At 55.6% G+C, this 24,654-nt stretch carries 17 protein-coding genes; 7 read left to right on the top strand and 10 right to left on the bottom strand.

Going from position 1 to position 24,654, the window contains the following annotated elements:
- Positions 1–65 precede the first annotated feature (65 nt).
- From KSF73_02835 to queC, 3 genes are all read left to right on the top strand, one after another.
- Complete coding sequence (locus tag KSF73_02835; GenBank protein ID MBV1774646.1) at positions 66–830, top strand: tetratricopeptide repeat protein; 765 nt, start codon at positions 66–68, stop codon at positions 828–830.
- A gap of 166 nt (positions 831–996) precedes the next feature.
- A complete protein-coding gene (gene queE / locus KSF73_02830; protein ID MBV1774645.1) occupies positions 997–1,647 on the top strand; it encodes a 7-carboxy-7-deazaguanine synthase QueE in 651 nt (216 codons plus the stop codon).
- A gap of 83 nt (positions 1,648–1,730) precedes the next feature.
- Positions 1,731–2,417 carry a 7-cyano-7-deazaguanine synthase QueC gene (queC, locus tag KSF73_02825; GenBank protein ID MBV1774644.1) on the top strand — a complete coding sequence of 229 codons (687 nt, stop codon included), beginning with the start codon at positions 1,731–1,733 and terminating at the stop codon, positions 2,415–2,417.
- Here the strand turns inward: queC and KSF73_02820 are convergent.
- Both KSF73_02820 and KSF73_02815 read right to left on the bottom strand, forming a co-directional pair.
- The gene (locus KSF73_02820) at positions 2,396–3,130 is read right to left on the bottom strand and encodes a YdcF family protein (GenBank protein MBV1774643.1); all 735 of its coding nucleotides are present in this window, start codon (positions 3,128–3,130) and stop codon (positions 2,396–2,398) included. The genes queC and KSF73_02820 overlap by 22 nt on opposite strands.
- Positions 3,130–3,288, bottom strand: coding sequence for an oxidoreductase-like domain-containing protein (locus KSF73_02815; protein MBV1774642.1), 159 nt, complete (start codon positions 3,286–3,288; stop codon positions 3,130–3,132). The genes KSF73_02820 and KSF73_02815 overlap by 1 nt, the downstream gene beginning before the upstream one ends.
- A 132-nt stretch (positions 3,289–3,420) precedes the next feature.
- Between KSF73_02815 and KSF73_02810 the strand changes: the two genes are divergently transcribed.
- From KSF73_02810 to KSF73_02800, 3 genes are all read left to right on the top strand, one after another.
- Entirely contained in the window at positions 3,421–4,083 is a 663-nt protein-coding gene (locus KSF73_02810; GenBank protein ID MBV1774641.1) for a hypothetical protein, read from the top strand.
- Between the two features lie 256 nt (positions 4,084–4,339).
- The gene (locus KSF73_02805) at positions 4,340–6,367 is read left to right on the top strand and encodes an NADPH-dependent 2,4-dienoyl-CoA reductase (GenBank protein ID MBV1774640.1); all 2,028 of its coding nucleotides are present in this window, start codon (positions 4,340–4,342) and stop codon (positions 6,365–6,367) included.
- Positions 6,368–6,384: 17 nt separating this feature from the next.
- Positions 6,385–7,422 (top strand): nitronate monooxygenase, encoded by a 1,038-nt coding sequence (locus KSF73_02800; GenBank protein MBV1774639.1) that lies wholly within the window; start codon positions 6,385–6,387, stop codon positions 7,420–7,422.
- Here KSF73_02800 and KSF73_02795 read toward each other — a convergent pair.
- Together KSF73_02795 and KSF73_02790 are read right to left on the bottom strand one after the other, a co-directional pair.
- Entirely contained in the window at positions 7,419–8,369 is a 951-nt protein-coding gene (locus KSF73_02795; protein ID MBV1774638.1) for a GTP-binding protein, read from the bottom strand. The genes KSF73_02800 and KSF73_02795 overlap by 4 nt on opposite strands.
- 4 nt (positions 8,370–8,373) lie before the next feature.
- Positions 8,374–8,997, bottom strand: coding sequence for a ParA family protein (locus KSF73_02790; protein MBV1774637.1), 624 nt, complete (start codon positions 8,995–8,997; stop codon positions 8,374–8,376).
- Between the two features lie 159 nt (positions 8,998–9,156).
- On the opposite strand from KSF73_02790, the gene KSF73_02785 reads away from it, so the two are divergent.
- Positions 9,157–15,639: an AAA family ATPase gene (locus KSF73_02785; protein ID MBV1774636.1), complete on the top strand. Its 6,483-nt coding sequence runs from the start codon at positions 9,157–9,159 to the stop codon at positions 15,637–15,639.
- Positions 15,640–15,695: 56 nt separating this feature from the next.
- Here the strand turns inward: KSF73_02785 and KSF73_02780 are convergent, their stop codons facing one another.
- The 6 genes from KSF73_02780 to KSF73_02755 form a co-directional block, all read right to left on the bottom strand.
- Positions 15,696–17,714 (bottom strand): hypothetical protein, encoded by a 2,019-nt coding sequence (locus tag KSF73_02780; protein ID MBV1774635.1) that lies wholly within the window; start codon positions 17,712–17,714, stop codon positions 15,696–15,698.
- Between the two features lie 190 nt (positions 17,715–17,904).
- Positions 17,905–21,894, bottom strand: coding sequence for a PQQ-binding-like beta-propeller repeat protein (locus KSF73_02775; protein ID MBV1774634.1), 3,990 nt, complete (start codon positions 21,892–21,894; stop codon positions 17,905–17,907).
- A gap of 22 nt (positions 21,895–21,916) precedes the next feature.
- Positions 21,917–22,573 (bottom strand): hypothetical protein, encoded by a 657-nt coding sequence (locus tag KSF73_02770; protein ID MBV1774633.1) that lies wholly within the window; start codon positions 22,571–22,573, stop codon positions 21,917–21,919.
- Positions 22,570–23,655: a PilW family protein gene (locus tag KSF73_02765; protein MBV1774632.1), complete on the bottom strand. Its 1,086-nt coding sequence runs from the start codon at positions 23,653–23,655 to the stop codon at positions 22,570–22,572. The genes KSF73_02770 and KSF73_02765 overlap by 4 nt, the downstream gene beginning before the upstream one ends.
- Positions 23,642–24,067 carry a hypothetical protein gene (locus KSF73_02760; GenBank protein MBV1774631.1) on the bottom strand — a complete coding sequence of 142 codons (426 nt, stop codon included), beginning with the start codon at positions 24,065–24,067 and terminating at the stop codon, positions 23,642–23,644. The genes KSF73_02765 and KSF73_02760 overlap by 14 nt, the downstream gene beginning before the upstream one ends.
- The gene (locus KSF73_02755) at positions 24,064–24,654 is read right to left on the bottom strand and encodes a GspH/FimT family pseudopilin (GenBank protein MBV1774630.1); all 591 of its coding nucleotides are present in this window, start codon (positions 24,652–24,654) and stop codon (positions 24,064–24,066) included. Before KSF73_02755 ends, KSF73_02760 begins: the two co-directional genes overlap by 4 nt.

Raw genomic sequence — 24,654 nt, 5'->3', positions numbered from 1 at the left:
GCTCAGGCGCCCGTTTTCACGTGTTCTGCCTGCCTGTGAAGGCGGGATTATTGTGGATGATATTCATGCCCAAACGGCTTATTCCGCTGTTGTTGTCACTTTCCCTGTTGGTGCCTGCCCATGCTGGTCTGTTCGATGATGATGAAGCGCGCAAGCAAATCGCGACGATTCGCGACACACACCAGCGCAAGCTTGATGAGTTGCAGGAGTTGATCAGCAAGCTGGACGCTCGCATTGGTAAGCAGTCTGTCGAGGTGAATGGTGCCATTGAGGAGCTGAAGCAGCAGATCGCCGATTTGCGTGGTCAGCTGGAAGTGGTGAATTACACCCTGGATGGCCTGCAAAAGCGGCAGAAAGATCTATATGTCGATCTGGATCAGCGCGTGCGCAATCTCGAGCAATCCAAGGGACAGGCAGATGCCACTGCCGCTGCTCAGGCCAAGCAAGCGCAGGCTGAGGCGGACGCTGCTGCTGCCTATGATGCCGCCTACAAGCTCTACACCGATGGCAAGCATAAAGCGGCAGTGCAGGCATTTTCCGCTTTGCTGAAAAATGCGCCGCAAAGTCAGGTTGCACCGGCGACGATGTTCTGGCTGGGCATGTCTGCCGCAAAAAATGGTGATACCAGTACAGCGATCGATAGCTGGAATCAGCTGGTGAATGCCTATCCGGATGACCCCAAGGCGCCGGATGCACTCAATGCAACTGCCATGGTGCAATTGCAAAAGGGCGACAAGAAGGGGGCAAAGAAGTCGCTGCAGTTGCTGGTGAATGCCTATCCGCGTACCGATGCGGCCAAGGATGCCAAGAAGCTGCTGAAGGGAATGTAATCCCGTATGACCCATCAGACTTTGTCTGGTGTGCAAAATCCGCGATAATGTCGGATGCTGAAGGCGTGGGTGCCATGGCGCTCATGCCTTTTTGTTTGATGAAGACGAGTGTTTGCGGTGAAGTCCGTGCGCGGTCGTACGTGTCTACCTGTATGGGGATCGGAAAATGGCAGTAGCCGACAACCTGAGAATTACCGAAATCTTTGTGTCCCTGCAGGGCGAGACCAGCCGTAGCGGGTTGCCGACCACGTTTGTTCGTCTGACGGGCTGTCCCTTGCGTTGCGGCTATTGCGATAGTGCGTATGCATTCCATGGCGGCCAGACAATGAGTCTGGACGATATTCTGACACGTGTGGATGAGCTGAAGGCCAAAACCGTATGTGTCACCGGTGGCGAACCGTTAGCCCAGAAGGGTGTACATACCCTGATGACCCGTCTGTGTGACGCAGGCTATTCGGTGTCGATTGAAACCAGCGGTCATCTGCCGATTGAAGAGATCGATCCGCGCGTCTCCCGCATCGTGGATCTGAAAACGCCGGGCTCCGGCGAAGTCAGTAAGAATCGCATGGCGAACCTCGATCATCTGCGTCGCGAAGACGAACTGAAGTTCGTGCTATGTGACCGCGCCGATTACGAGTGGGCACGTACACTGCTGAGCGAGCAGCATCTTGCAGATCGTTGCCCGGTACTGTTCTCGCCGGTGTGGGAAACCCTGAAGCCGCAAGATCTCGCGGCCTGGGTGATTGAAGACAATCTGCCAGTGCGTATGCAGGTTCAGTTACACAAGATTCTGTGGGGCGATCGCCCGGGCGTGTGACCATTCACTGTCAGATATGAATGGATCAGCCATCTGGTTTCTGCCCGGCATGTAGGGATGCCTTCAGGCTCTAGGATGAAAAAATGAAAAAAGCGGTTGTATTGCTCTCAGGCGGTCTGGATTCCGCCACCGTACTGGCGATGGCAAAAGAGCTCGGATTTGAATGCTATTGCCTGAGTTTTGAATATGGCCAGCGTCATCATGCAGAATTGGCCGCTGCGCGCAGGGTAGCGACTGCGTTGGATGCGCGCGAGCATCGTGTGGCGACAATTGATTTGAAGGCATTTGGTGGCTCCGCGCTGACCGATGACTCGATCGATGTGCCCGTCGGTGGCGTGGTGGAGGGTGAAATCCCCGTCACCTACGTACCTGCACGCAATACCATCATGCTGAGTTATGCACTGGCGTGGGCCGAAGTGCTAAAGGCTGACGATATTTTCATTGGCGTAAATGCGGTGGATTATTCCGGCTATCCGGATTGTCGTCCGGAGTTTGTATCTGCTTTCGAGACGATGGCCAATCTGGCCACCAAGGTGGGTGTGGAAGGTGCAAGACTGAGTATTCGCACACCACTCATCTCGTTGACCAAGGCGCAGATTATTGCCGAAGGCACACGTTTGGGCGTGAATTACGGGCTGACAGTATCATGCTATCAGGCTGATCTGGATGGACGTGCCTGTGGCGTTTGTGATTCCTGCCGACTGCGCCGCGAAGGCTTTGCCAGTGCGCGTGTGTCCGATCCGACCCCCTATCGCGCAGTACAGGCCTGACCGTAGCCGCGCAGGCGCTGCACCCAGTGGCCTATCCACTCATGGGCAACATAGCGGCCAAGCGGTAAATGCTTTAGGTGTGGCATCCAGTCGTCAGGATCGGGTTGGAAATACATGTCGGCGGCAGATGCGTGCGGATACACAGTGAACCCTGCCCGGCGAAACTCTTCGCATGCGCGTCGCATGTGAATCAAGTCGGTCACTAACACCACACGGTTGATATCGTGTAGAGACAGCATCACCCGGCTGAATTCGGCGTTTTCCCACGTATCGTTGGCCTGATCTTCGATCCAGTCGGGCGCCCGTTGGTGTTCGCGGACGAATTGCCGGGCCATCGCGATCGCTTCAGCTTCGTCGCCGGTCGGACTGCCTCCGGATAGCAAAATCGGACGATTCTGTGCAGTCGCCAGCATGCCGCCCAGTTTGGTGCGGGCATGGCCGGGGGAAACCACCACAATGGCCTGTGCCTTCGCCTCGACCTGATGACCTGTATCGACAGGCCATTGCAAGGGTTCAAGCATGCGGTAAATGGTGGCGGGGGTGCTGAGCGCGAGAAAGTACGCCCCGGCGACTGCGAACACCGCCAGTGACAGCCTGCGATGAGCGCGAACCAGCATCCAGAGCCCCAGTAATCCAAGCAGGATGGGTCCCCACGGTGGCAGCATAAGCGCGGTGAGCCACTTCTTCAGATAAAACGCGGCAAGCGGATCCATTACGGGAGCGCAGATTTGGCTTGCTCGGCTTCCCACTGCTTCATTGCTTCGCGATAGTCTGCCAGTTCCTGATCATAGAAATCCCAGATACAGGGTTGGCAGCCGCTACGGCAGCATTGCTCGGGAGCAGGTGGAATGGGTTCGATGGGTTTGTCCATGGGGCGATTGTAGGCAGCGAAGATGACATTGCATAGCGGCGCGGGCTTGAGCGGTTGCGTAAAGTCCGTTAAGGTCGCGCCGGGAACGGATTGTAAACGAATGACGTTGATAAACGGATCAGGAGATTAAACATGAAGCACATCGTTTTGCTGACGATTTTGGCACTGGGCTCGGGACAGGTGTGGGCAAGTGGCGTGGGCGTGCGCGCCGGTACCGATGGTGTAGGTGCAGATATTGCGTTCAGCGATGCGATCCCGTTTCCGGGCGCGTCTCTGCGCGTGGGGGTGAGCAAGCTGGACTTCAACAAGTCAGTGAGCGAAACCGGTGTGGCCTACGATGGCAAGCTGAAGCTGAACAATGGCTCGGTGCTGGTTGACTGGGCGCCGATCGGCCCGTTCCGCGTGACGGGTGGACTGATGTTCGGCACCAATAAAATCAGCCTGAATGGTACGCCAACCGGCGGCAACTATCAGTTTGGCAATCATACCTATACCGCGTCGCAAATCGGGTCGATCGCAGGCGAGGTCAAGGCTTCGCGTAGCGTATCGCCGTATGTGGGCGTGGGCTATGGCACTGTTGCAGGTATGGGCGTGAATTTCTATACCGATTTCGGGGTGATGTTTACCGGCGGCGCCAAGGCCAGTGTGAATGTGAATTGTGGCGCGTCGGTGTCAGCGGCAACCTGTTCGCAGATTCAGGCGGATGCTGCGAGTGAACAGCAAAAGCTGCAGGATAAGGTGAATTTCCTGAAGTCCTATCCGATTGCCCGGATCGGATTCACGATCGGATTCTGATCGTCGCACCGCGTTGTTATGCGCAAGCCGCCTGAGTCAGCGCACCGGGCGGCTTTTTTGTCGCACCTCGATTGCGTGGAACGCTGCGTCAGACATGAATGCAAACTATCATTGAATCAAACGTTTGTCTTATTTTGCGCAGCGTTCTAATATTTCAAGCAAACGCTTGATTGACCACTGTGGGCGGAAAAGCGTATCTTCGCGGCAAACCCTATTCTGGCATCACGGGCTGATCCGGCCCGGTTGAGGAGACACCATGACTGCATCCCTGTACCCGACCCTGCTTTCCCCCCTCGATCTGGGCTTTACCACCCTGCGTAATCGCACGCTGATGGGATCGATGCATACCGGTCTGGAAGAGTCCGAGCGCGGCTACGAGAAGATGGCAGCGTTTTACGGCGAACGTGCCCGTGGTGGCGTAGCGCTGATCGTGACAGGCGGGGTGTCGCCCAATGATGCAGGCCGCGTGTACGAAGGCGGTTCGATGCTGGCACACGAAGATGAAGTGCCGCATCACAAGATTGTGACCGATGCGGTGCATGCCGAAGGGGGCAAAATTGCGCTGCAGATTCTGCATACCGGTCGCTATTCATTCCAGAAAGAGCCCGTTGCGCCTTCGCCGATTGCCTCGCCGATCTCTTTCTACGCGCCGCTGGAGCTGACTGAAGACCAGATTCTGCAAACCATCGAAGACTTTGCCCGCTGTGCCGAACTGGCCAAGCAAGCCGGGTACGATGGCGTGGAAGTGATGGGCTCGGAAGGCTATCTGATCAACCAGTTCATTGCTGCGAAGACCAATAAGCGCACCGATCAGTGGGGAGGTGCGTTTGAAAACCGTATCCGCTTCCCGATTGAAGTGGTGAAGGCGGTACGCGAGCGCGTGGGTCGTGAATTCATCATCATCTATCGCCTGTCCATGCTGGACTTGGTGGATGATGCCTCCACGATTGACCAAACCCTGCAGTTGGCCAAAGCAATTGAGGCTGCAGGTGCAACCTTGATTAATACCGGCATTGGCTGGCACGAAGCACGTGTGCCGACGATTGCCACCCGTGTCCCGCGCGCTGCATTTAGCTGGGTGACACGCAAGCTGCGTGGCCATGTGTCGATTCCGGTGATCACGACCAACCGGATCAATATGCCAGAAGTGGCGGAAGATATTCTGTCGCGTGGTGATGCCGATATGGTGTCGATGGCGCGCCCGATGCTGGCCGATGCCGACTGGGTGAAGAAGGCCGCCGAAGGTCGTCGCGATGAAATCAATACCTGCATCGGCTGTAATCAGGCCTGTCTGGACCACATTTTCCAGGGCAAGCTGACTTCCTGTCTGGTCAATCCGCGTGCCTGTAATGAAACCGAGCTGAATCCGCAGCCTGTGTCCGCCAAGAAAAAGCTGGCGGTAGTGGGTGCAGGCCCCGCCGGGATGAGTTTCGCGACAACAGCTGCCGGGCGTGGCCATGCCGTGACGCTGTTCGATCAGTCCGGTGAAATCGGCGGCCAGTTCAATGTGGCCAAGCAGGTACCGGGCAAGGAAGAGTTTTACGAGACCATCCGCTATTTCAAGAAGCAGATCGAGCTCACTGGCGTGACGCTGAAGCTGAACACCCGCGTGACGGCCGAGATGCTGGCCGAGTTTGACGAAGTAGTGCTGGCGACCGGCATTTCCCCGCGCAAGCTCGATATTCCGGGCATCGAGCACAGCAAGGTGCTGAGCTATCTGGATGTGCTGCGCGACAAGAAGCCGGTAGGCAAACGCGTGGCCATCATCGGTGCAGGCGGCATTGGCTTTGATGTGGCCGAATTCCTCACCACCGAAGGCACGCCGCCGAGCGTGGATGTCGAAGGCTTCATGAAAGAGTGGGGCATCGATACTAGCCTGCAAACACCGGGTGGCCTGCTGCCGCAAGGCGCACAACCACATCCGTCGCCGCGTCAGGTCTGGCTGCTGCAGCGCAAGACCAGCAAGGTGGGCGATGGTTTGGGCAAGACCACCGGCTGGGCGCATCGTCAGAGCTTGAAGATGAAACAGGTGGAAATGGTGTCCGGCGTGACCTATGAACTGATCGACGACGCGGGTTTGCACATCAGCATCAAGGGTCAGCCGCAGTTGCTGCCGGTGGATCACGTCATCATCTGTGCGGGTCAGGAACCATTGCGCGAGTTGCAGGTAGGTCTGGCAGCCATGGGCAAGCCGGTGCACCTGATCGGTGGTGCAGATGTGGCCGCCGAACTGGACGCCAAGCGGGCGATCAACCAGGGTACCCGTCTCGCCGCCAGCCTGTAATCGAGTAAAGAGATCACATGAAAACGCGTCTGACCGAATTGCTGGGAATCGAACATCCCATCGTTTGCCCCGGCATGAGCTGGATTGCAGTGCCGGAGCTGGTCGCCGCCGTGAGTGCGGCGGGTGGACTGGGGATTCTGGCCACTGGCCCCTTGAGCCCTGAAGAGACCCGCACAGCGATTCGCAAGATACGCAGCCTCACCGACAAGCCATTCGGTATCGGATGCACGCTGATGATGCCGGGCGCGAAAGAGAATGCCGAAGTTGCGCTGGAAGAAAAAGTGCCGGTGATCAATTTCTCACTAGGCAAGGGCGACTGGATTGTGAAGCGGGCCGCTGAATATGGCGGCAAGGTGATTGCCACTGTGGTAACCGAGAAGCATGCGATTGCCGCCGAGAAAATCGGCTGTCATGCGCTGCTGGTCACGGGCCATGAGGCAGCGGCACATGGCGGTGATGTGACGTCGCTGGTGCTGGTGCCGGCGATTGCCCGCGCAGTAACCATTCCGGTAATTGGTACAGGCGGCTTTGGCACGGGTGGGGGCTTGCTGGCGGCGCTGGCGTTAGGCGCAGAAGGCGTGGCCATGGGCACGCGCTTTGCGATGACGAAAGAGAGCCCTGTTCACGCCAAAACCAAGGAAGCGATTGTCAGCAAGCAGGTTGCAGATACCTTGTATTCTGACCGTTTTGACGGTATTCCCTGCCGGGTGATGAAGACGGCACGTAGCGAGCACATCGAACGTCATCCGATGGGGTTGATCAAAGCCTTTGTGACTGCGCTGGGGGTAGCGAAAGATATGCGCACGCCCATCTCCAAGATCATCCTCGGCACCTTACTCAAAGGCCCAGCGCTGATGAAGCAGATCGCATTATTTGGTGCTGCAACGCCGCGCTTCAAGCTGGCAACAGAGCAGGGCAATCTCGATCAGGGCGTGCAGATGATCGGGCAGGTGCAAGGCCTGATCGACGATGTTCCGACCGTGGCCGAACTGGTTGCGCGGACTCTGGCGGAGGCCGGTTCAGCACGTGATCGGGTAAATCGCGTGTTTGATTAGTCTGGCAAGCGAGCAGCCTCCAGGGCACTCAAAGTGGCGTCAGCTGAAAAGCTCGACGCCACAATCATTTCAAAGCGCGAATCGCGCCGCCAGGCAATTTCGCCCGCTGAAATTTCACCTTCCACCCAGTTAAACAGTAGCCAGCCGTGATCGGTATGGAAGACACCTTTGGCGCGCAACAGATTGGGTACGTTGTCAGTCAGTGTGCTGAAAATGTGCGCAATCCGGTTGGCGTCGAAGCGAATGGTGTCATTCCATGTTGTTCCGGCGCTATGGCTGGTGTCTGCCTGATGCGGGTTAGATGCCTGCCGGTAGGGGCTGACTGGCCGTGCGGGCAAATCGAGTAGTGCCGGATCAAATGCGCCATTGATACTGGTGGCCCAGGCTGCCTTGGCCGGAAACATGCGCGCGGCCATGGCGTTAAAGCGGTCGATATGCTCGGCATCGGCGCGATCGGTCTTGTTGGCGATGAGCACATCGGCCAGTTGCAATTGATCGCGCCAGATCTCGTGCGTGGTGTAACGGCTGTCGTCGAGATGACGCGGGTCGATCAGCGTCACGGTTGCTGCCAGCGCCAGTGCTTCACGCAGACCCTTGTCGCGCAATGCATCGACAATGCCGGAAGGATGACCGAGGCCGCTGGGTTCGATCAGCAGGCGATCAGGCCGGCGTGATTGGATGAGCTTCACCAGACTGGCGCGCAGCATGGGACTGGTGGTACAGCAGATGCAGCCGCCTGGCACTTCCACGACTTTGAGCGCAGGATCAGCCTCATTGCTGATCGCGGCACCATCTATACCGGTTTCGCCAAACTCATTGACCAGCACTGCCCAGAATTCGCCTTCGGGCTTATTGGCCAGTAAATGGCGGATTGCCGTGGTTTTGCCGACCCCCAGAAAGCCGCTGATGATGTTGACGGGAATGAGGGTGGGATTGACTGCTGTCATGTGCTTACTTCATCCACTCAAGAATATCCCGCCATTGTTCAACGTCTTTGCCGGTACGGCTGGCCGGCAAATCAAAAATACCGAGTCCGCGCGGGAGGGTTTGCACGTAATACTGGGTATCGCGCAGATAGCCCAGTACCGGCAGATCGAATCGGTCCAGGAATCCGACCAGTTCCTGTGCGGCGCGCGTACCTTCCTTTACGCGCATCCCGACTGCCGCCACTTTCACTTTGCCTTTGCGCACGCGCTTTTCTTCTGCCAGACGCGCGAAAAAATCCTCGCTGGCGCTCATGTCGAATAAGGATGCCTGCACGGGCACCACAATCCGGTCGACTACCCGCAAGAGGGCATCCAGGCGTTTGCCGCGCAAACCGGCGGGGGAGTCGATGATGCCAACATCACAGTCAGATGGCGGCGCATCCGGCAGATTGTCCTCGTCGATATCCCAGGGCTGAATGGCCGGAAACTGGATCGGGCGTAATTGCAGCCAGCGCGCCGCTGATTGCTGGCGATCCAGATCGGCGAGTGCGACGTTCTGCTGCTGCCAGGCAAACCAGGTGGCGAGATTGGTGGACAGCGTGGACTTGCCGGCGCCGCCCTTCGGGTTGGCGACAAGAATGAGGCTCATGAAAGCTGCTTTGTGCTTGGGTAGCGGGAATATATCTTAACAGAAGGACGCTTGGTCGGTTGCGCTGTCGCGGCGTGTCATTGTGAACTAAAACTCAAGTGCGCCTTTGCGTCCGTAAGCCGGGTATCCGCTCACGGCACTTTGTCACTGGGGTTGAACATGGATTGCCCAGCCGGGTTCACCGTTCTGGACACATTGTACAGGAGCAATTGCACGCTGGTGTATCGCGCCCGGCGGGACCTTGACCAACTGCCGGTTATCTTGAAGATTTTGAATGATGATTTCCCAAAGGCACAGGACATCATCCGCTATAAACGCGAATTCGACATCACACGCAACTGGGATCATCCCAGGCTGATCCGCTCACTTGAACTGCACTACGTCAACAATAAGCCAGTGATTGTGTTCGAGGATATTGGTGGCGAGTCACTGGCGGCCTTATCTTCTCATCACCGCTGGACGCTCACCGAACAGATCCGGGTGGCGGGTATGATTGCTGAAGGATTGGCGGAAGTGCATGCCCGAAAGGTGATTCACAAGGACATCAATCCGGCAAATGTGATCTACGACCCTGCATCCGGCGCACTTAAGCTGATCGATTTTGGCATTGCGAGTGTCTTGACGCGCGAAGAGCCGTCCATCAGGCCTCCCAGTGGTCTGGAAGGCACGCTGCCGTACATGTCGCCTGAACAAACGGGGCGGATGAATCGGGCGGTGGACTATCGCAGCGATTTCTACTCATTTGGGATTACCCTGTACGAACTGCTGACCGGGATGCCGCCATTTGAGGGCGATGATGCCTTGGCGCTGGTGCATCAGCATCTCACCAAGCAGGCTCGCCCGCTCAATGAGCTACTGGTGGACATTCCTCCTGCGCTGGCACGCATTGTGGCCAAACTCATGGAGAAGACGGCGGAGGCACGCTATCAGAGCGCGTGGGGCATTCATGCCGATTTGCAGCGGTGCCTGGCGGCGATCAAAGGGGGGGATCTCGCAGCAGATTTCGAGCCGGGAGGCTGCGATCAGCCAGAGCAATTTGTGTTGCCGGAACGGCGATATGGCCGGGAGATTGCAACAGGTCATTTGCTGGATGCCTTCAAAGCGGTAACCGATGGGGCGCGAGAACTGGTATTGATGGCCGGGTATTCGGGTATTGGCAAAACAAGCCTGGTACACGAGCTATATGCGCCCGCGACAGCTCATCGAGCTTGGGTGATCAGCGGCAAATTTGACCAGTTCCAGTTACATACGCCTTATGCAGCGCTGCTGAGTGCCTTTCGGGATCTGGTGCGGCAACTGCTCGCAGAGAGCGAATCTTCGCTGCAGCACTGGCGCGATGCCATGCACGCAGCGCTAGGTAAAAATGCGCAGGTGATTGTCGACACGATTCCCGAGCTGCAGACGATTATTGGCCCCCAGCCTGCCGTCGAGGTACTGGCACCAAGGGAGTCACGCAACCGGTTTACGCTGGCATTTCTGGCGTTTATTCGCGTGTTCTGCCAGCCAACTCATCCTCTGGTCATCTTTCTCGATGATCTGCAATGGGCGGATCATGCCACGCTGAGTCTGATCGAAGCGCTGATGCTGGATGACAGCCTTCATCATTTGCTCCTGGTATCCGCGTATCGAGATAACGAAGTCGCCGACGATCATCCATTGATATCCAGGCTGGATAAGCTCGCCGCACAAGGCGTGTCTATCCGGCAGATTCATCTGAAGCCACTCAAGACAGTGCATATTGGTCAGCTGATTTGCGACACCTTGCATTGCACTACCGAGACGGCTTTGCCACTGGCACAGCTGGTTGAAGAAAAGACCGGTGGCAATCCATTTTTTGTGCGCCAATTTCTGACTGAACTCTACCAGCAAGGCTTACTGAGTCATGGTGTGCGTCACACAGGGCAGGCGCCGGAATGGTATTGGGAGATGGCGGCGGTTAGCAAGGCGGACATTACCTCCAATGTCATTGATTTGCTGGTCGATACATTGGGTCGTTTGCCCGAGGATACCCGCACTGCCTTGCCTATCGCGGCCTGTATTGGCAACCGCTTCGATCTGGATTGTCTGGCAGCGGTACAGGCGTGCGACCGGGCACAGGTGTTTGATCGTCTGCGCCCCGCACTCTCGGCGGGATTGATCCGGCCACTGAGCGCGCTGACCTTGTCCGATGTAACGGATCCACGCTCGGCCATGGTGCATGAATGCATGCAATTCAGCCATGACCGCATTCAACAGGCCGCTGCCAGTTTGCTGAGCCAGTCGGGACTGTGTGCCGTGCATCTCACCATCGGACAGATACGCGCTGCGCGTCCAGATGCATGGACGGATGGCCTGTTTGATGTGGTTGGCCATCTGAATATCGGCATGTCGTGCATGCACGCTCCCGATGCACGCATTCAACTCGCACGATTCAATTTGGAGGCAGCAATACGCGCAAAGCAGGCTGCTGCCTTCTCGGCTGCACTTGATTATGTCCGCGCAGCTGTTGAGGCTGTTGGCGAGCACTGGGACACTGCCTACGAATTGACCCTTGCAATGGCCGAGCAAGGTGCAGAACTGCATTATCTGAACGGGGACTACGACACCGCCGAGCAAATATTGGCGTCGATCAGGACACATGGTCGCACGCAAGATGATCAGGCTCGTGCCTGCGTGCAGCTGGTGACTCAGCGTACCATGCAGGGGCGCTATCTTGATGCTATTGAGGCGGCCGCGGAAGCACTTTCTCTCTACGAGGTCAGCTTCCCTCAGGGGAGCGATGTGCAGTCTGCCCTTGAGGCAGAGCTGGCAGAAGTTTCCAGGTTACAGGGCGAACGTGCCGTCACTGAATTGCTGGCGCTACCGCCGATGCAGACCCCCGCCATCATCATGCAGATGCGCATCTTGATGACGGTGCATACGACCATCTATTTCACGGGCAATTACCCGCTTTACAGCTGGGTACTCGCCCGTATGGTTGCCTTGTCCATTGCGCACGGTAATCTGCCAGAGTCGGCCAAGGGCTATGCGAGCTTTGGTAATACCATTGCTGCCAATCTGGCTGATTATCAGCGCGGCTATGATTTTGGCGTGCTCGGGGTGCGCCTGGCCGAGCACTATCGCAATCAAAGCCTGAAGTGCAAAACCAATCTGATTCTGAGCATGTTCCTCAACCACTGGTGCCGCCCCATGCGGGAGGCCGATGTGTTCGATGAGGAGGGGAGCCAGGCAGGAATGGAGGCCGGCGAGCTACAATTTGTCGGCTACATTCTGTTTTATGGCAAGACGCTTAATCGCTTTTGCCGAGGTGATTACCTAGGCGCTCTGCTGTCTGATCTGGGCGGACATCTGAAGTTTGCGCGCAAGGCCAAGCATAGCCTGACTCAGGACAATCTACTGGCCGCTAGCCGTATCATCCATGGGTTGATGGGGCAGCGTGAAGAGCCCGGATACTACGATGCCGATACCGTACCGGATGACGCGACCTTTATACAATCGTGTGAACAGCATCGTAGCTACTCGGCGATTGCCTTTTTCCATCTTGCTAGCGCATTTCAAGCATGGATGATGCGCGACTGGCGACGCGCCGAGTCCTCTCTGGATGCCGCTCGTTCGCTGGCAGACTATGTCCGTGGTACAGCATGCGAAGCCGCTGGGGTGTGGTTTGAGGCATTGGTGGTGGCCAGCAGATTGGAGCTGGAGCCGCAGTCTGATGCATTGCGGGCTCGCCTGGGCGCTGCACAAGCGCGAATTGCCGTCTGGGCGCATCATGCCCCCGATACCTTTGCTCACCAGCATTCCTTACTTAACGGCGTGGCGCACTGTCTGGCAGGCCAAGATTTTGCGGCGATGCAGGCATTTGACCAGGCCATTGAACAGGCACGTCAGGCGGGCTTTAAGCAAAATGAAGCCATTTGCCACGAATTCGCAGGGCGCTTCTGGGTTCAGCAGGGAAAAGAAGCGTTTGCCATGCATCATCTGGAGTGTGCCATGCGGGGATATCACGCATGGGGTGCCTATGCCAAAGAGAACATACTGGCGCTGGCGTTTCCGACTTTGCAGTCTCGCCAGGCAGAGCCGCGTAGTCTGCCTGGATCGACGCGTCATCTTGCTACCCGTCACGCCACCATTTTGGCGCAATCGGCACGACTGGCCGGGAATCATCTCGATCTGGCTGCTGTCATCAAGGCGTCCCAGGCGATTTCAGGTGAGATTGACCTGGACAGTGTGCTGGACAAGCTACTGCACGCATTAATGGAGGGGGCAGGTGCGCATTTTGGCGCGGTGATTCTGCATCGGGATGAACAGTTGACGTTGGTTGCCCAGATGGATACCACGCGTGAACTCCAAGCCCGTCGCGTCAATATTCCGCTTGAAGCCTCGGCAGCGCTCTCCCATACGATTGTTAAGTTTGTGGCCCGATCTGGCGAGAGTGTCATTCTAGGTGATGCATCGCGCGAAGGCATGTTTACCGCCGACCCTTATGTGCGGGAACATCAGTGCAAGTCTTTGTTATGTATGCCGATTCGCAATGGCGGACAGTTGCTTGGCATTCTCTACATGGAAAATGCCCGGATGAGCGGCGCATTTCCATCATCCCGCATGGGGCTGCTGAACATCTTGGCAGCGCAGGCAGCGATCTCCATCCAGAATGCGTGGCTATACCGTGATCTCAAGGACGAAGTCGCTCAGCACCGGAAGGTGGTGGAAGAGCTCAAAGTTGCAGAAGAACAGTACCGAACCGTCTTCGATAATGCCGCCGACGGCATTTTCCGGGTAGCGGGTGATGGCCGACTCATTCTCGCTAATCCGGCGCTTGCCCATATGCTGGGATTCCCCTCTCCCGTTCATATGATGAGCTATGCGGCACAAAGTGGCGTCAATCAGTTTCTAGGTACGGAATTGAGATCCCAGTTGATCGAGCGTTTTAAACGTGAAGGATCCATCCGCAATGTGGAGTTTAAAACGGAGCGATTCGATGGTGCCTCGGTCGAGTTATCGTTAACCGGTCATGTCAGTTTTGATGAGGCTGGACAGGTGCGGTATTACGAAGGTGTGATTCAAGATGTGACCGCACGCCGCCGGGTGATGGAGCTGAAAATTGCCAAAGAAGCTGCCGAGGCAACGGCAAAAGCCAAAGGTGAATTTCTGGCCAATATGAGCCACGAAATCCGCACACCCATGACGGCAATTCTCGGTTTTGCCGGCATTGCGCTTAAACAGTCACTGACACCTAAGGTGCGGGATTATCTGCAGAAAATTGATGCCGCAGGCCAGTCCTTGCTGAGCGTCATTAACGATATTCTCGATTTTTCCAAGATGGATGCGGGCAAGCTTGAGCTGGAACGGATTCCGTTTGATCTGCACGCATTGCTTGGCCGTCAGCGCGATTTGTTTATTGAGCAGGCAGTCAATAAAGGGATTCAATTATCGGTTGAGTCCGATGCGCGGGTGCCGGGGGTGTTGGTGGGAGATCCTACTCGACTTGGGCAGATTCTCACCAATCTGATGGGCAATGCCATCAAATTTACAGCGCGCGGTGAGGTGTCGCTGCGCGTGGAATTGAATGCACTCAACGATTCGACCGCTAGCCTGAGCTTTATGGTGCGCGATAGCGGCATTGGAATGAGTAAGCAGCAATTGAGCAAGCTCTTTCATGCGTTTTATCAGGCCGATGGATCAACCACCCGACATTTTGGTGGAACCGGCTTGGGTCTGACTATTTCTAAAAATCTGGTGCGCCTGATGCAGGGCGATATCGCCGTACATAGCGAGCCGGGGCAAGGGACAACCTTTATTGTGACGCTGCCCTTTCCAGTACTGGCGAGCATGCCAGAGCCGGATTCGCATGCTCAGCCTGTATCCGAGCAAAGCGGCCGCAACCGCCGTGTTTTACTTGTCGAAGATAATCTGGTGAACCAGGAAGTAGGTACGGAGCTTTTGCGCGAGGTGGGGTATATCGTGCAGCGGGCGGCCAATGGGCGCGAAGCGGTGGCGCTGGCTGAGCGCGAACAGTTCGATGCCATTCTGATGGATATCCAGATGCCGGAAATGGATGGCTATCAGGCGACCAAGCTGATTCGTGAAGGTACTTTTCAGCCCAATGTACCCATCATCGCCATGACTGCACATGCTATTGCTGGATATCGCGATCAGTGTCTGGCTGGTGGCATGAATGATTATCTGACGAAGCCGATTGTGCCGGCAGATTTGTACAGCGTACTGGAAAAGTGGTGTGTCGTTGCGGTATCCGCGGTTGCTGATTCTGTGCCCGCAACCCAGTCCACTACCGTACCTGAAGGTAAAGAGGCCTTTGCCGCACTGGCGCCGCTGATTGATATCGACCTAGCATGGCATCACGTAGGGGGCAAAGCTGGGCTGCTAAGGCGGCTGTTGGAACGCTTTGTGGTCAGCATGGAAGCGAACGATGTGCAGCTTAAGGCTGCAATGGCTGCGCAAGATCGAGAGACCGCACATCGCATAGCGCATACAGTGAAGGGGATGGCCGGGACGTTGGGGGCGGAACGGTTGCGTGATGTGGCTGAGCAGCTAGAGCAACAGCTGATTGCAGGTGGTGTGACGGTCGGCAGTGATGCGGCTAATGCGTTTCATGAGGTGAGCGTGCAATTGAAAGAGCATGTGAAAGGCTACATTTCCGCCTAGTGAGTAGAGATAAAAAACACCCCGATACTTATTCGGGGTGTTTTTTGCTGAGCCATTTAGTTCGCAAGCGAAATCGCGTATGACGTAGACTTAACGCCCTTGGGAGATGTCACATTAATTGATAATGTGCCTGCGCCCGTGGTGTCAGTACAGACACCACTCTCCAGTTTGCCATCGCCGCGAATATAAAAGGTCGCATCGGGTGTCGAACTGCGTTTTGCATTGGTTGATGGAATGGTGTAAGACCATGGCCCCACGGCTGAACCGTTATCTGTAGAAAGCGTAACCGTCGTACCTGCTGGCAAAATGTTGTCATTCACATCGCGCAGCCACACTTGAATGGCTTGTGCGCCGCCACAGCCACCCAGATCAAGGCCATATGCGCCTGAACTCAGCGTTTTACCAGTTGGCAGCGTCACCATATTGGTTGTTACCACAGTAGAGCCTGAGAGCACCATTTCAATATTGCGGAATACGTGCAACGACTTCTGTGTATTACAGGTAACCTCTCCGCCGGTCTTGCAGAGTACGCCGTTATAGGCATTATCAGGACCATCGTATGTGCCGTTATGGTTAAAGTCGATGAAGAGATCGTTGGATGCGTATACACCGGTCTCATTCACGTCCAGAAACGCCTCCGGGAGATCACCGGACTTACCATTGGCATCAAAAAATTCGCGCTGTAGACTTACCAGGCCATCGCCGTCCAGATCGACAAAGGATTCTTCGCCAATTGCATAGGCCAGTACCGCAACTCTACCATTGGTTGGGCGCAATTCTTGGCTTGTGAATACAACAGAGCAAACGCCCCCTGAAGTTTGACAAGACGGTTGAACAGAGGAACCTTGAGCAACAAAGTTTACAACCGTGCCATCCGGAACCGGATTGCTGAAATGGTCAGCTAGGCGAATGGTCAGTGTCGCTGTCGTACCATCGTAATTCCAACCTTCGATGTTGTACGCTGAAGCAGAAAGGGAGAAGTGTGCCTGATCTGGCAAACCAGTTGAAATTGACAACTTGTCCGACTGCGTAGAAATTACGCCAGATTGCGTGGTGACTGTTGCCAATACGCGCACCGGAGTAGCGACCGTACCTGACTGCACATTGGTACTTACTTCGCCGGTTGTTGCATCCGAAATAGCCTTAGCTGCGGTCAGGGACAGACCACCCACGGTTGTACTCAAGGAGAAAGTAACGTCGGCCTTGATTGGATTGCCAGCCTGATCAACAATCTTGAATTTCACCAGCGAGGTCTCGCTCTGACCTGCACCACCGGTGCCCTTCAGGGCGATGGTGGTCGGTGTCGCGCTTACAAACTGGATCGAGCCAATCGACGGACTCAGGACAACCAGACTTGCACTGGCTGTATTCACCCCAACCAGTGAAGCAGTCACGGTATCGGTACCGTTACAGCCATTGTCCTTGTACTGGGCGCTGGCCACACCGTTCACGGTAGTGACTTTGGGGGTCAGGATGGCTTTGCCGCTCGCTGCACAGGTTGATGCAAAGGTCACGTCTACCGGTGTTTGATAGGGTGAGCCGTTCGCTTGCACATTAACCGAGACGGATGTCGTGCCATAGGCGGACAGCGGTGCAGTGCCAAAACTGATTGCACCGAGCGACAGAGTGATATTGCCACCAGTGCCGCTGGATAGATAGTTGACGGTACCACTTGCGCCGAGGCGGCTCTTGGCGGTGACAGTGCCTGCACCGGTTTGAGCGCCTGCAGACAGTGTAATGGTTGCTTTGCCACTTGCATCGGTGAGTGCGGTTGCGGTGGCGGGACTAAACACGCCCAGATTGGCATCGGTGGTAAAGGAAATGACTTCCTGTGCAACCGGCGAGCCTCCCTTGGTTAACGTAGCGGTAACGGTAGCGGGCGAGCCCGGTGCCACCGAGGCCGACGAAATAGTCACGCTGATGGCTTCTGTGCCGGTATTGCCGCTACCGCCCGAACCGCCAGACGAACTGGAACTTCCTGCACCCGGGCCACCACATCCAGCCAGCGCTAATGACAGCATCACCAGGATGGACTGCCAGAAGCGCATCAGCCGTGCTATTTGAGCAAATTGCATCACGCTTGCTTCCCTTTACTGAAAATGTCCCGCCATGGTGCGCCGGACGTATGACAATGGTTCAAAGGGAGCCCGATGGGCCCCCTTACTGTCTTTGTTATGCTGCGCGCTTTGCAGGCGCACAAATCTGCTTGGGTAAATTAAACCGCAAATTGGCGCTTCTGGGCAAATTAAAATACGCGGATGTCATTTACTGAAGGATTTCCCGCCAGGTTGCCGCACGGGGCACGCCGTTTATCAGGGTGGAATTCAGTTCCTCCTGAAGATTTTGTGCGTTGGATGTGCGAGCCTCAATGATAACTTTGTTGTTAGGCAGTTTAACTGTCGTGGTACCTACAATCGTACCAATCGTAATTTTCTTGCCAACAAACCTGGTGGTGCCGTCCGTGAGTAAACCGGCATTGCCGCAAGTCTTGTAGTCGACCTGATAAATCCAGCCATAACCTCCCGGTGTACAGGCATTGGATTGGGGAACGGTAGATGCCGCAACCACCACACCGTACTGCAGCGATGGGTCGACAGTCATGCGTTCCTTCGAGTCCAGCAGATTAAAATAGCAGCCACGCACGGTACTGGACAGATTCACTGCGTTATTTGTTGTCGTGCGGATAGTCGTGCCTGACGTAAGCGTAGTGGTTGTGACGGTCTGTTGAATCAGCGGTGATCCTGTATTTCGCGGAGTATTGATGGTTGCGGTGGCAGTGTTTTGCGCGCCAGTGCCATAGTCGCTTACGGAATAGAACGACTGCTGAGTTGTATCCGAAATATCGCTGACACCAAGGTATCGACCGGTACCAAACAGCACCATGGGTGCCACCGGAGAGGTGGCCAAGCCGATTTCGGGCGCGACACTAATCGGCTGCCCGGTTGCAATCAGATTGAAAACGCTGTTGTCCAGAATGCCGTTTACATCAAATCGCCACATATTGCCTGCGAGATCGCCGCCGTATACCCACTTGACGGTATTGTTCTTGGAGATGTCATACACGTATGCGCTGATCTTGCTGAGTCCGGATGGCGTGCTTGTATCGCCAGTGCCTGTACTCATGGGCGAGCCAGTACGTTGAGTGCCAGTAACAGCATTCAGAATAAAGAGGCGACCCACACCATCTGCATTGTTGATGCCGGAGGTAAACATCACCACCCAGTCGCCGCTGGCCAGCTTGGTAATCACAGGATTGCCATAGGTCAGGCCCAGGTTGGTATTGGAGAACTCCCATAGCACTTGCGGGGCATCCGGGTCGGTAATGTCGATACAGGTATAGGTACGACCACCTGCACCGAGGCCAAAGACCAGAATGGTGCGCCAGTTGCTGCCATCGTACACATCGCCGTAGGTAATGGGGCCATCCACGAAGAAGCGATGGCTAGCATAATAGTTGGTGTCCGCCAGATTGCCCATATTGGCCCATGAGGCATTGGGGATATAGGCCCAGGCTTCATTGCCATTGGTAGCATCGAACGCATGCAGCATGCCGTCATTGGCACCTACATAAACGCGACCCGCACGGCTGGCCTGATTGGTGACAAAGGTCGAGTAGCCTGCGTCTTCATAGGTCGCTATAGGTGCGCCCACGAAAACAGGCTGGGATGACACTATATCGCCCATTGGGGTTTCTCGAGTGCGCAGTACCGGTGTGGTAGCAGTTTCAGCCTGACCCAGAACAGCAAAGTTGAATACATATTGGCTTGTAATACCAGGGCAACCTGCACTGCACTGACTCAGGTTGTTTGGGTCAAAGTAACCTTGTTGTGTCGCTGACAAGTTATTCCACGAAACTGTCTTCTTTTTGTCTGCGCCAGTGGCGGCACTGTCGTACATATACAGGCGTCGTGTGCCTGCAGTTGCCTGCGCGGCTAGGCGCGTTGCAGCACGCCATTGCGGAGAACCAATGGAACCATTATTTAGATCGATAAGCGATGCGGACAGATCGCCAGTCCACTTTTCGGTGGTGTAGCTTGCGATATAGGCTGTACGATTGTCTGTTACTGGTTGCAGCGTACTGGTTGCAGCTGCCGCACCCGAGCCCGGCGCGGAGGCAATGGTAGAAAGTGCAGTTTGCAAGCCACGTGCCACCGCTGTTGGGGTACGTGCACTGAAATACTGACCATGCCCATTAACAGCTGCATGCCAAAGGTCATCTACACGGCGCTCATCGAATGCCTGCGTCGGATCTGGCCAAGCTTGTGTGCCTTGTAAGACGTTATTGTAGTCATTGGAGCAATTGTTGGTAGCGTAGTTTGTGCAATATGCAAAATTGCCATTCATGCCCAAACCCATGGTAAAAGTGGTCATGTGCTGGCATTTTAGCGAGTTGGAGTCGGCCACCGGCACATTGCAGGCCATGCTTGGGCGCAAATTCGTGTTGTAATAATAAGCAGCTACATCTGCCAGTGTTCCGCTATAAGTATCGGTGAAAGGTGCCGGCAGACTACTATCTTCATTGCCTATTGAGGTACTGGAGATGCTGTTGACGCTGCCTGAGGAACTGATTCCCTTTGCAGAGGGTACGTTGTAGCGAGTTCTGCCAACAACATAGGTGCCTTCATCATTCCAATAGCCATCGGTGGCTAGAATGACATAATTCTTCTGGCATGATTGGGTAACCGGGTCGCTCGCTGGCCCATTTTGCACTTTGCTGTTCGTGCCTGCCGTCAAAATGGAGGACACCCCCGCATAGCGTTGACCAGCGCGAGCAAGCGCTAAGCGCAGGGGAGTGGAAGTATGTGCCTTGGTACTGTAAAGCGAGTCATACCAGCTTTGCTTCTGAGTGCTATTAAACTGCGCTATCGGTAAATCACCCACGGTGTTGCTGGAGTCATAGCGGTAGGTACCATTCGAGGTCACCGAATAACCAATATTGTATGCGTCAGTCAGACCGTTAAAAGCGATGGCAGTTGCTGCCTTGGCCATATGGGTGCGTGTACGATAATACTGGTACCAGTTGGCGAAGTTCTGCAGCTCTTCGGTATATGTACAGGATGTGCCAGTGCAGTCGGTACGTGTGTTGGCTTTGGTATAGGTTCGGCCGGGTACGATATCGACCCGGGTATAAACAGGATCGCCTGAAGCAGGTACGGCAGTTACCCCACCAGAGAAGCCGTTGAAATACAAGCTGATCCCGGAGGATGTCGGTGAGGTGCCATTAACCGAAGCGCCCGCACTTGCTGGGGCGTACAGCATGACATAGCAGCTATTGCTCCAGGTCGTACATGAGCCATCCAAGGCTGCCGAGTAACCGCTGGTGCTACTATTCGCATTGATAGCCGAGACAATCGCCGCCCCAAGAGTATAGCGAGCACTCGATGAATTGGTTGAATAGGCAATGGCCTGATTCATGAGCACGGTGGTGCCAACTGTGATGCTGCGCAAAGTCCCGCGAGGGGTTCCGTTATATAAAACAATACTTCCTGATGCTGCTTGTGCTGCTACCCCACCCACACCCATGTGCATCGGGTAGATCTTGGTTGAAGATCTGGTGGTTGCGCATCCTGTTAGACTTGTCGGGGAGGCTGAATCACACCAGTAAAGTGGTGCCGTTGCTGTGAAGTAATATGGCCCGATATTACGCGTGGTGGTTTGGAAATTGGGCGTATTGCCCCAGCTAATATGGCCATTCGGCGAATTGATCAGCCGGGCATAGTAATATGTACTATCGGGATAGCGATAGGTAGATGTATTACGGGCGCAGTTGGTGTAGCTGCTGTCCGTGCAGTATTCCATCTCCGGGTAGGATGTAGTGAGGTCAATCTGAGTGCCACTATTCATATCCACTTCGTCGGTATAGACGGCAGTTGGTGTGGCGGCCGGATAGAATGTTGTAGGTGTTGAACCTGTTGGTGGTGGCGTATAGGTGACTGCCGGGTTGTACATGACATAGTTGAACGATGACGACATGTACGGTACTTCGCCTGGATAACAGAAAGCATCCGAACTGCCGCTTGCATCGTACTTCGCCACACATTGATTGTCGTTGGCTCCGACCCAGTCACCCAGAAAGTCGTAGGCCATCGACCCCGAATCATCCATCAGCATCTGAATGTTTGGCGAGACAGAGGCACTGCCGCCCCAGGTGGCCAGCGGCACATTGGAAATGTCAGTTTGTGCGGCCTGCAATGTGTAGCAAAGCCCCAGCAAAGCCATGGGGATCGTACGCATTTTTCGGGAAATATTGTTCATATCAGAAATCTCCTCGTCGCCATTAATTTGCAACGATTGCCTCGACAAAAGTTTCGGTCTGCCTTGGGCCGACTACGCGAACCGTGATGCGGTAGAACACCTGTGTGGAACCGGATAGCGGTGTACCACCACCATTCGTTGCCTTGTAACTCGATCCGACTTTGGAGGTTGAGTTGGCAATCAGGCACGTTTGGCCTGCCGCATTCACTGCACCGGTAGAGGTGCACATCCGCTGAATGACATACTGATAGCTGTTTCCAAGTGCATCTGGCGTGGACATCGGGTAGCTGGGATTACGGGCATTGGATTTTGCGGTATAGCCAAACCAGTTCACATCGTTCACATCATCGGTGGATGCGGTGCTCATCACCCGGCGTACATCCAGTCCGGTCATGCTGTTGGTTGCATTGGTGAAGACGGCGTAATACCCGTCTGTTGTAGTCGGGGCGGCTGCGTTGGCGCCATTCGTGCCCAGTGAGGCCGAGTTATTCGCCATCCATGTCAGCGCGGCCTGAACGCCGGTTTCAGCACTGGCCAACGCTGTCTGGCGGAAGGTGATATTGGTTGTGGTGGCGTTGGTCGCATCGGTTGTACGCATCACGGCGATGGCCGCGAGCGACATGATCACCAGCGCCATCAGCGTCACAAATAGGGCGAATCCATATTGCTGGCGCTTCATAGTATGCCCCCATTTGTGGTCCAGATCAGGTTTCTGAGCGGGACAATGGTCTGGTAGACCTTGTAGCGATAGCGTTGCTGGGTCGCGGATAATGTCATCGTGTAGGCCGCGGGGGCGTTATCCCAGAGTGCAAGCGAGGCAGGACTGACTGTAGCCTTTTCCTGTGTTGGGCTGCGCACGACAATGGCCATGCGGATTGCTCTGACCTGTTGCCAGGTTGCAAGTGAGTTCGGTTGCGCGCCTGTCCAGGCCGCGGTAGTGCCGGAATTTGTGGTATCTCCTAGTAGTTGAACTTTGAAGTTCACCACGTTTTCGGCAATGGCGGCGCCATTCTGTGTGAGTAAGTTATTGGCAACCGTATACACATTTGTCACGAGGAAATTACTGTTGGCTACCACGCTTTGCTGCCCCAGGTTATAGACCTGCGCGTTGGTAGCGTAGACCTGAGTGCCGGCGGGTGAATAGCGCGTGCGGGCTACTCCCAGGCAGGGTGATACGGTTGCAGTGTTGCCTGCCGCTAGGGTCATATTGCCAGCGCCGGTAGCGGGAGAGGCTGACAGTTGCCCGAGGGTGCAAGTCGCGTTGCCTTGCTGTGCAATCAATACGACATCGCCTGCACAAAACCCGGTGCGGTTGGCGACAGCTACGGTGGTACCAGGCGCCGTGTAGGTAGAAGTCAGTGCGGCACCTGCAGGGCGCTGACTGGACGTAGAGTAACGAATGGTGAGTGTATCAGGTGTATTGGCATTTGCCCCTGCGGTAATCCGGAACGGGCCAAAGTTGCTAATAGTCTGGGCGCCAGTCGTTACCGTGCTGTCGTTATAGGTCAGCGTGTTGCAGCTCAAGGCCGCGAGTCCGGACATGCCAAAACCCGCCATGCGAATGTCCCGCTCGACAAGGTAGGAGGACAGAATGCCTGTGGATTGGGCGTCACCACCCGAGACTGTTACGCGACGCTGCTGATCGGCATTGACCAGCGCAGTCGTGACAGCCAGTAAAGCCAGTATGCCGACACCCAGTGCAACCAGAAGCTCGATAAGGGAGAAGCCAGCCATCTGGCGGCGAGGATTAGTTGTATACATTGCTGCTAATCGTAAAGTTGTGCTGGCTGTCATTGGGCGCCTGCCAGGTAATGGTAATCGTGACGAGTGAGCCCGCTACGGCAATGCTGGCCACCCCGCTAGGGAGCGTGCTCGCGACGGTGGGGCCCCAGGTGGAAAGCATGCCAGCGGTATTGTTTGCGGATGTACAGGGCGAGCAGACATAGTTGCCGAGCGGTGTGCCGGGATTGCCTGGTAACTGTGCGCGCATGATGCCCAGCGCCTGATTGGCAAGGTAGGCGGCCTCTGCACGATACTTGCCTTGCGCGGATATGCTGGCTGCTCTGCTCTGAACCGAAATCAGTGCGATCAGGCCGACCAGAAACAGGACGACCGAAATCAGCGCTTCAAGCAGGACGGCGCCACTTTGTTTAGATTTAGATCTAAGTGTCATGTTGCGACGGGTGCTAGGCATAGCAGTGGATCTCCCGCTGTACTAATCGAGGTTTTGCAAATTTTGATCACACCGCCAACGGTTACGCTAACCGCAATGGGTGTAGCAGTGCCTCGATAGGTGATAATCATGTTCAGGGCGGTGGCCGTACCGCTGCCTGCTAGCGAGGTGATGGAGGTGGTCGCGATATTGCCCAGGGGCTGGAACTGAATAGTGTTGCTGGTAGGGCTGGGCGATACACTGAAGCGATCACCATTTTCGAATAACTTTCTTTCCCGAATGGTAGCGGGGCAGCCAATCAATGCCGTGCTGGTGCCGACGTTTTGATTGTTCACTACCTGGGCGCAACCGACTTCCCAGCTCACCGTGCCATCAGTTTCAGTGACCAGCGTGAAGTTGATATTGGTATTGCGGGAGAGTGCTTCCTGACGAGCGAAGCGCAATCCGTCAATCATGCTCTGGGCGACAGCTTGCGCACGCCGATCATTGGTCCAGGCATTCATGCTGGGCACCGCGATGCCGAGACCCACGCCTAGAATCACCAGTGTGATCAGCATCTCGACGAGTGTAAAACCACGACTTTTCAT

The sequence above is a fragment of the Burkholderiaceae bacterium DAT-1 genome (assembly GCA_019084025.1).
Taxonomy (GTDB): domain Bacteria; phylum Pseudomonadota; class Gammaproteobacteria; order Burkholderiales; family Chitinimonadaceae; genus DAT-1.
Note: the sequence above shows the minus strand (reverse complement) of the source record. Positions and strands in the feature narration are given on the sequence as shown.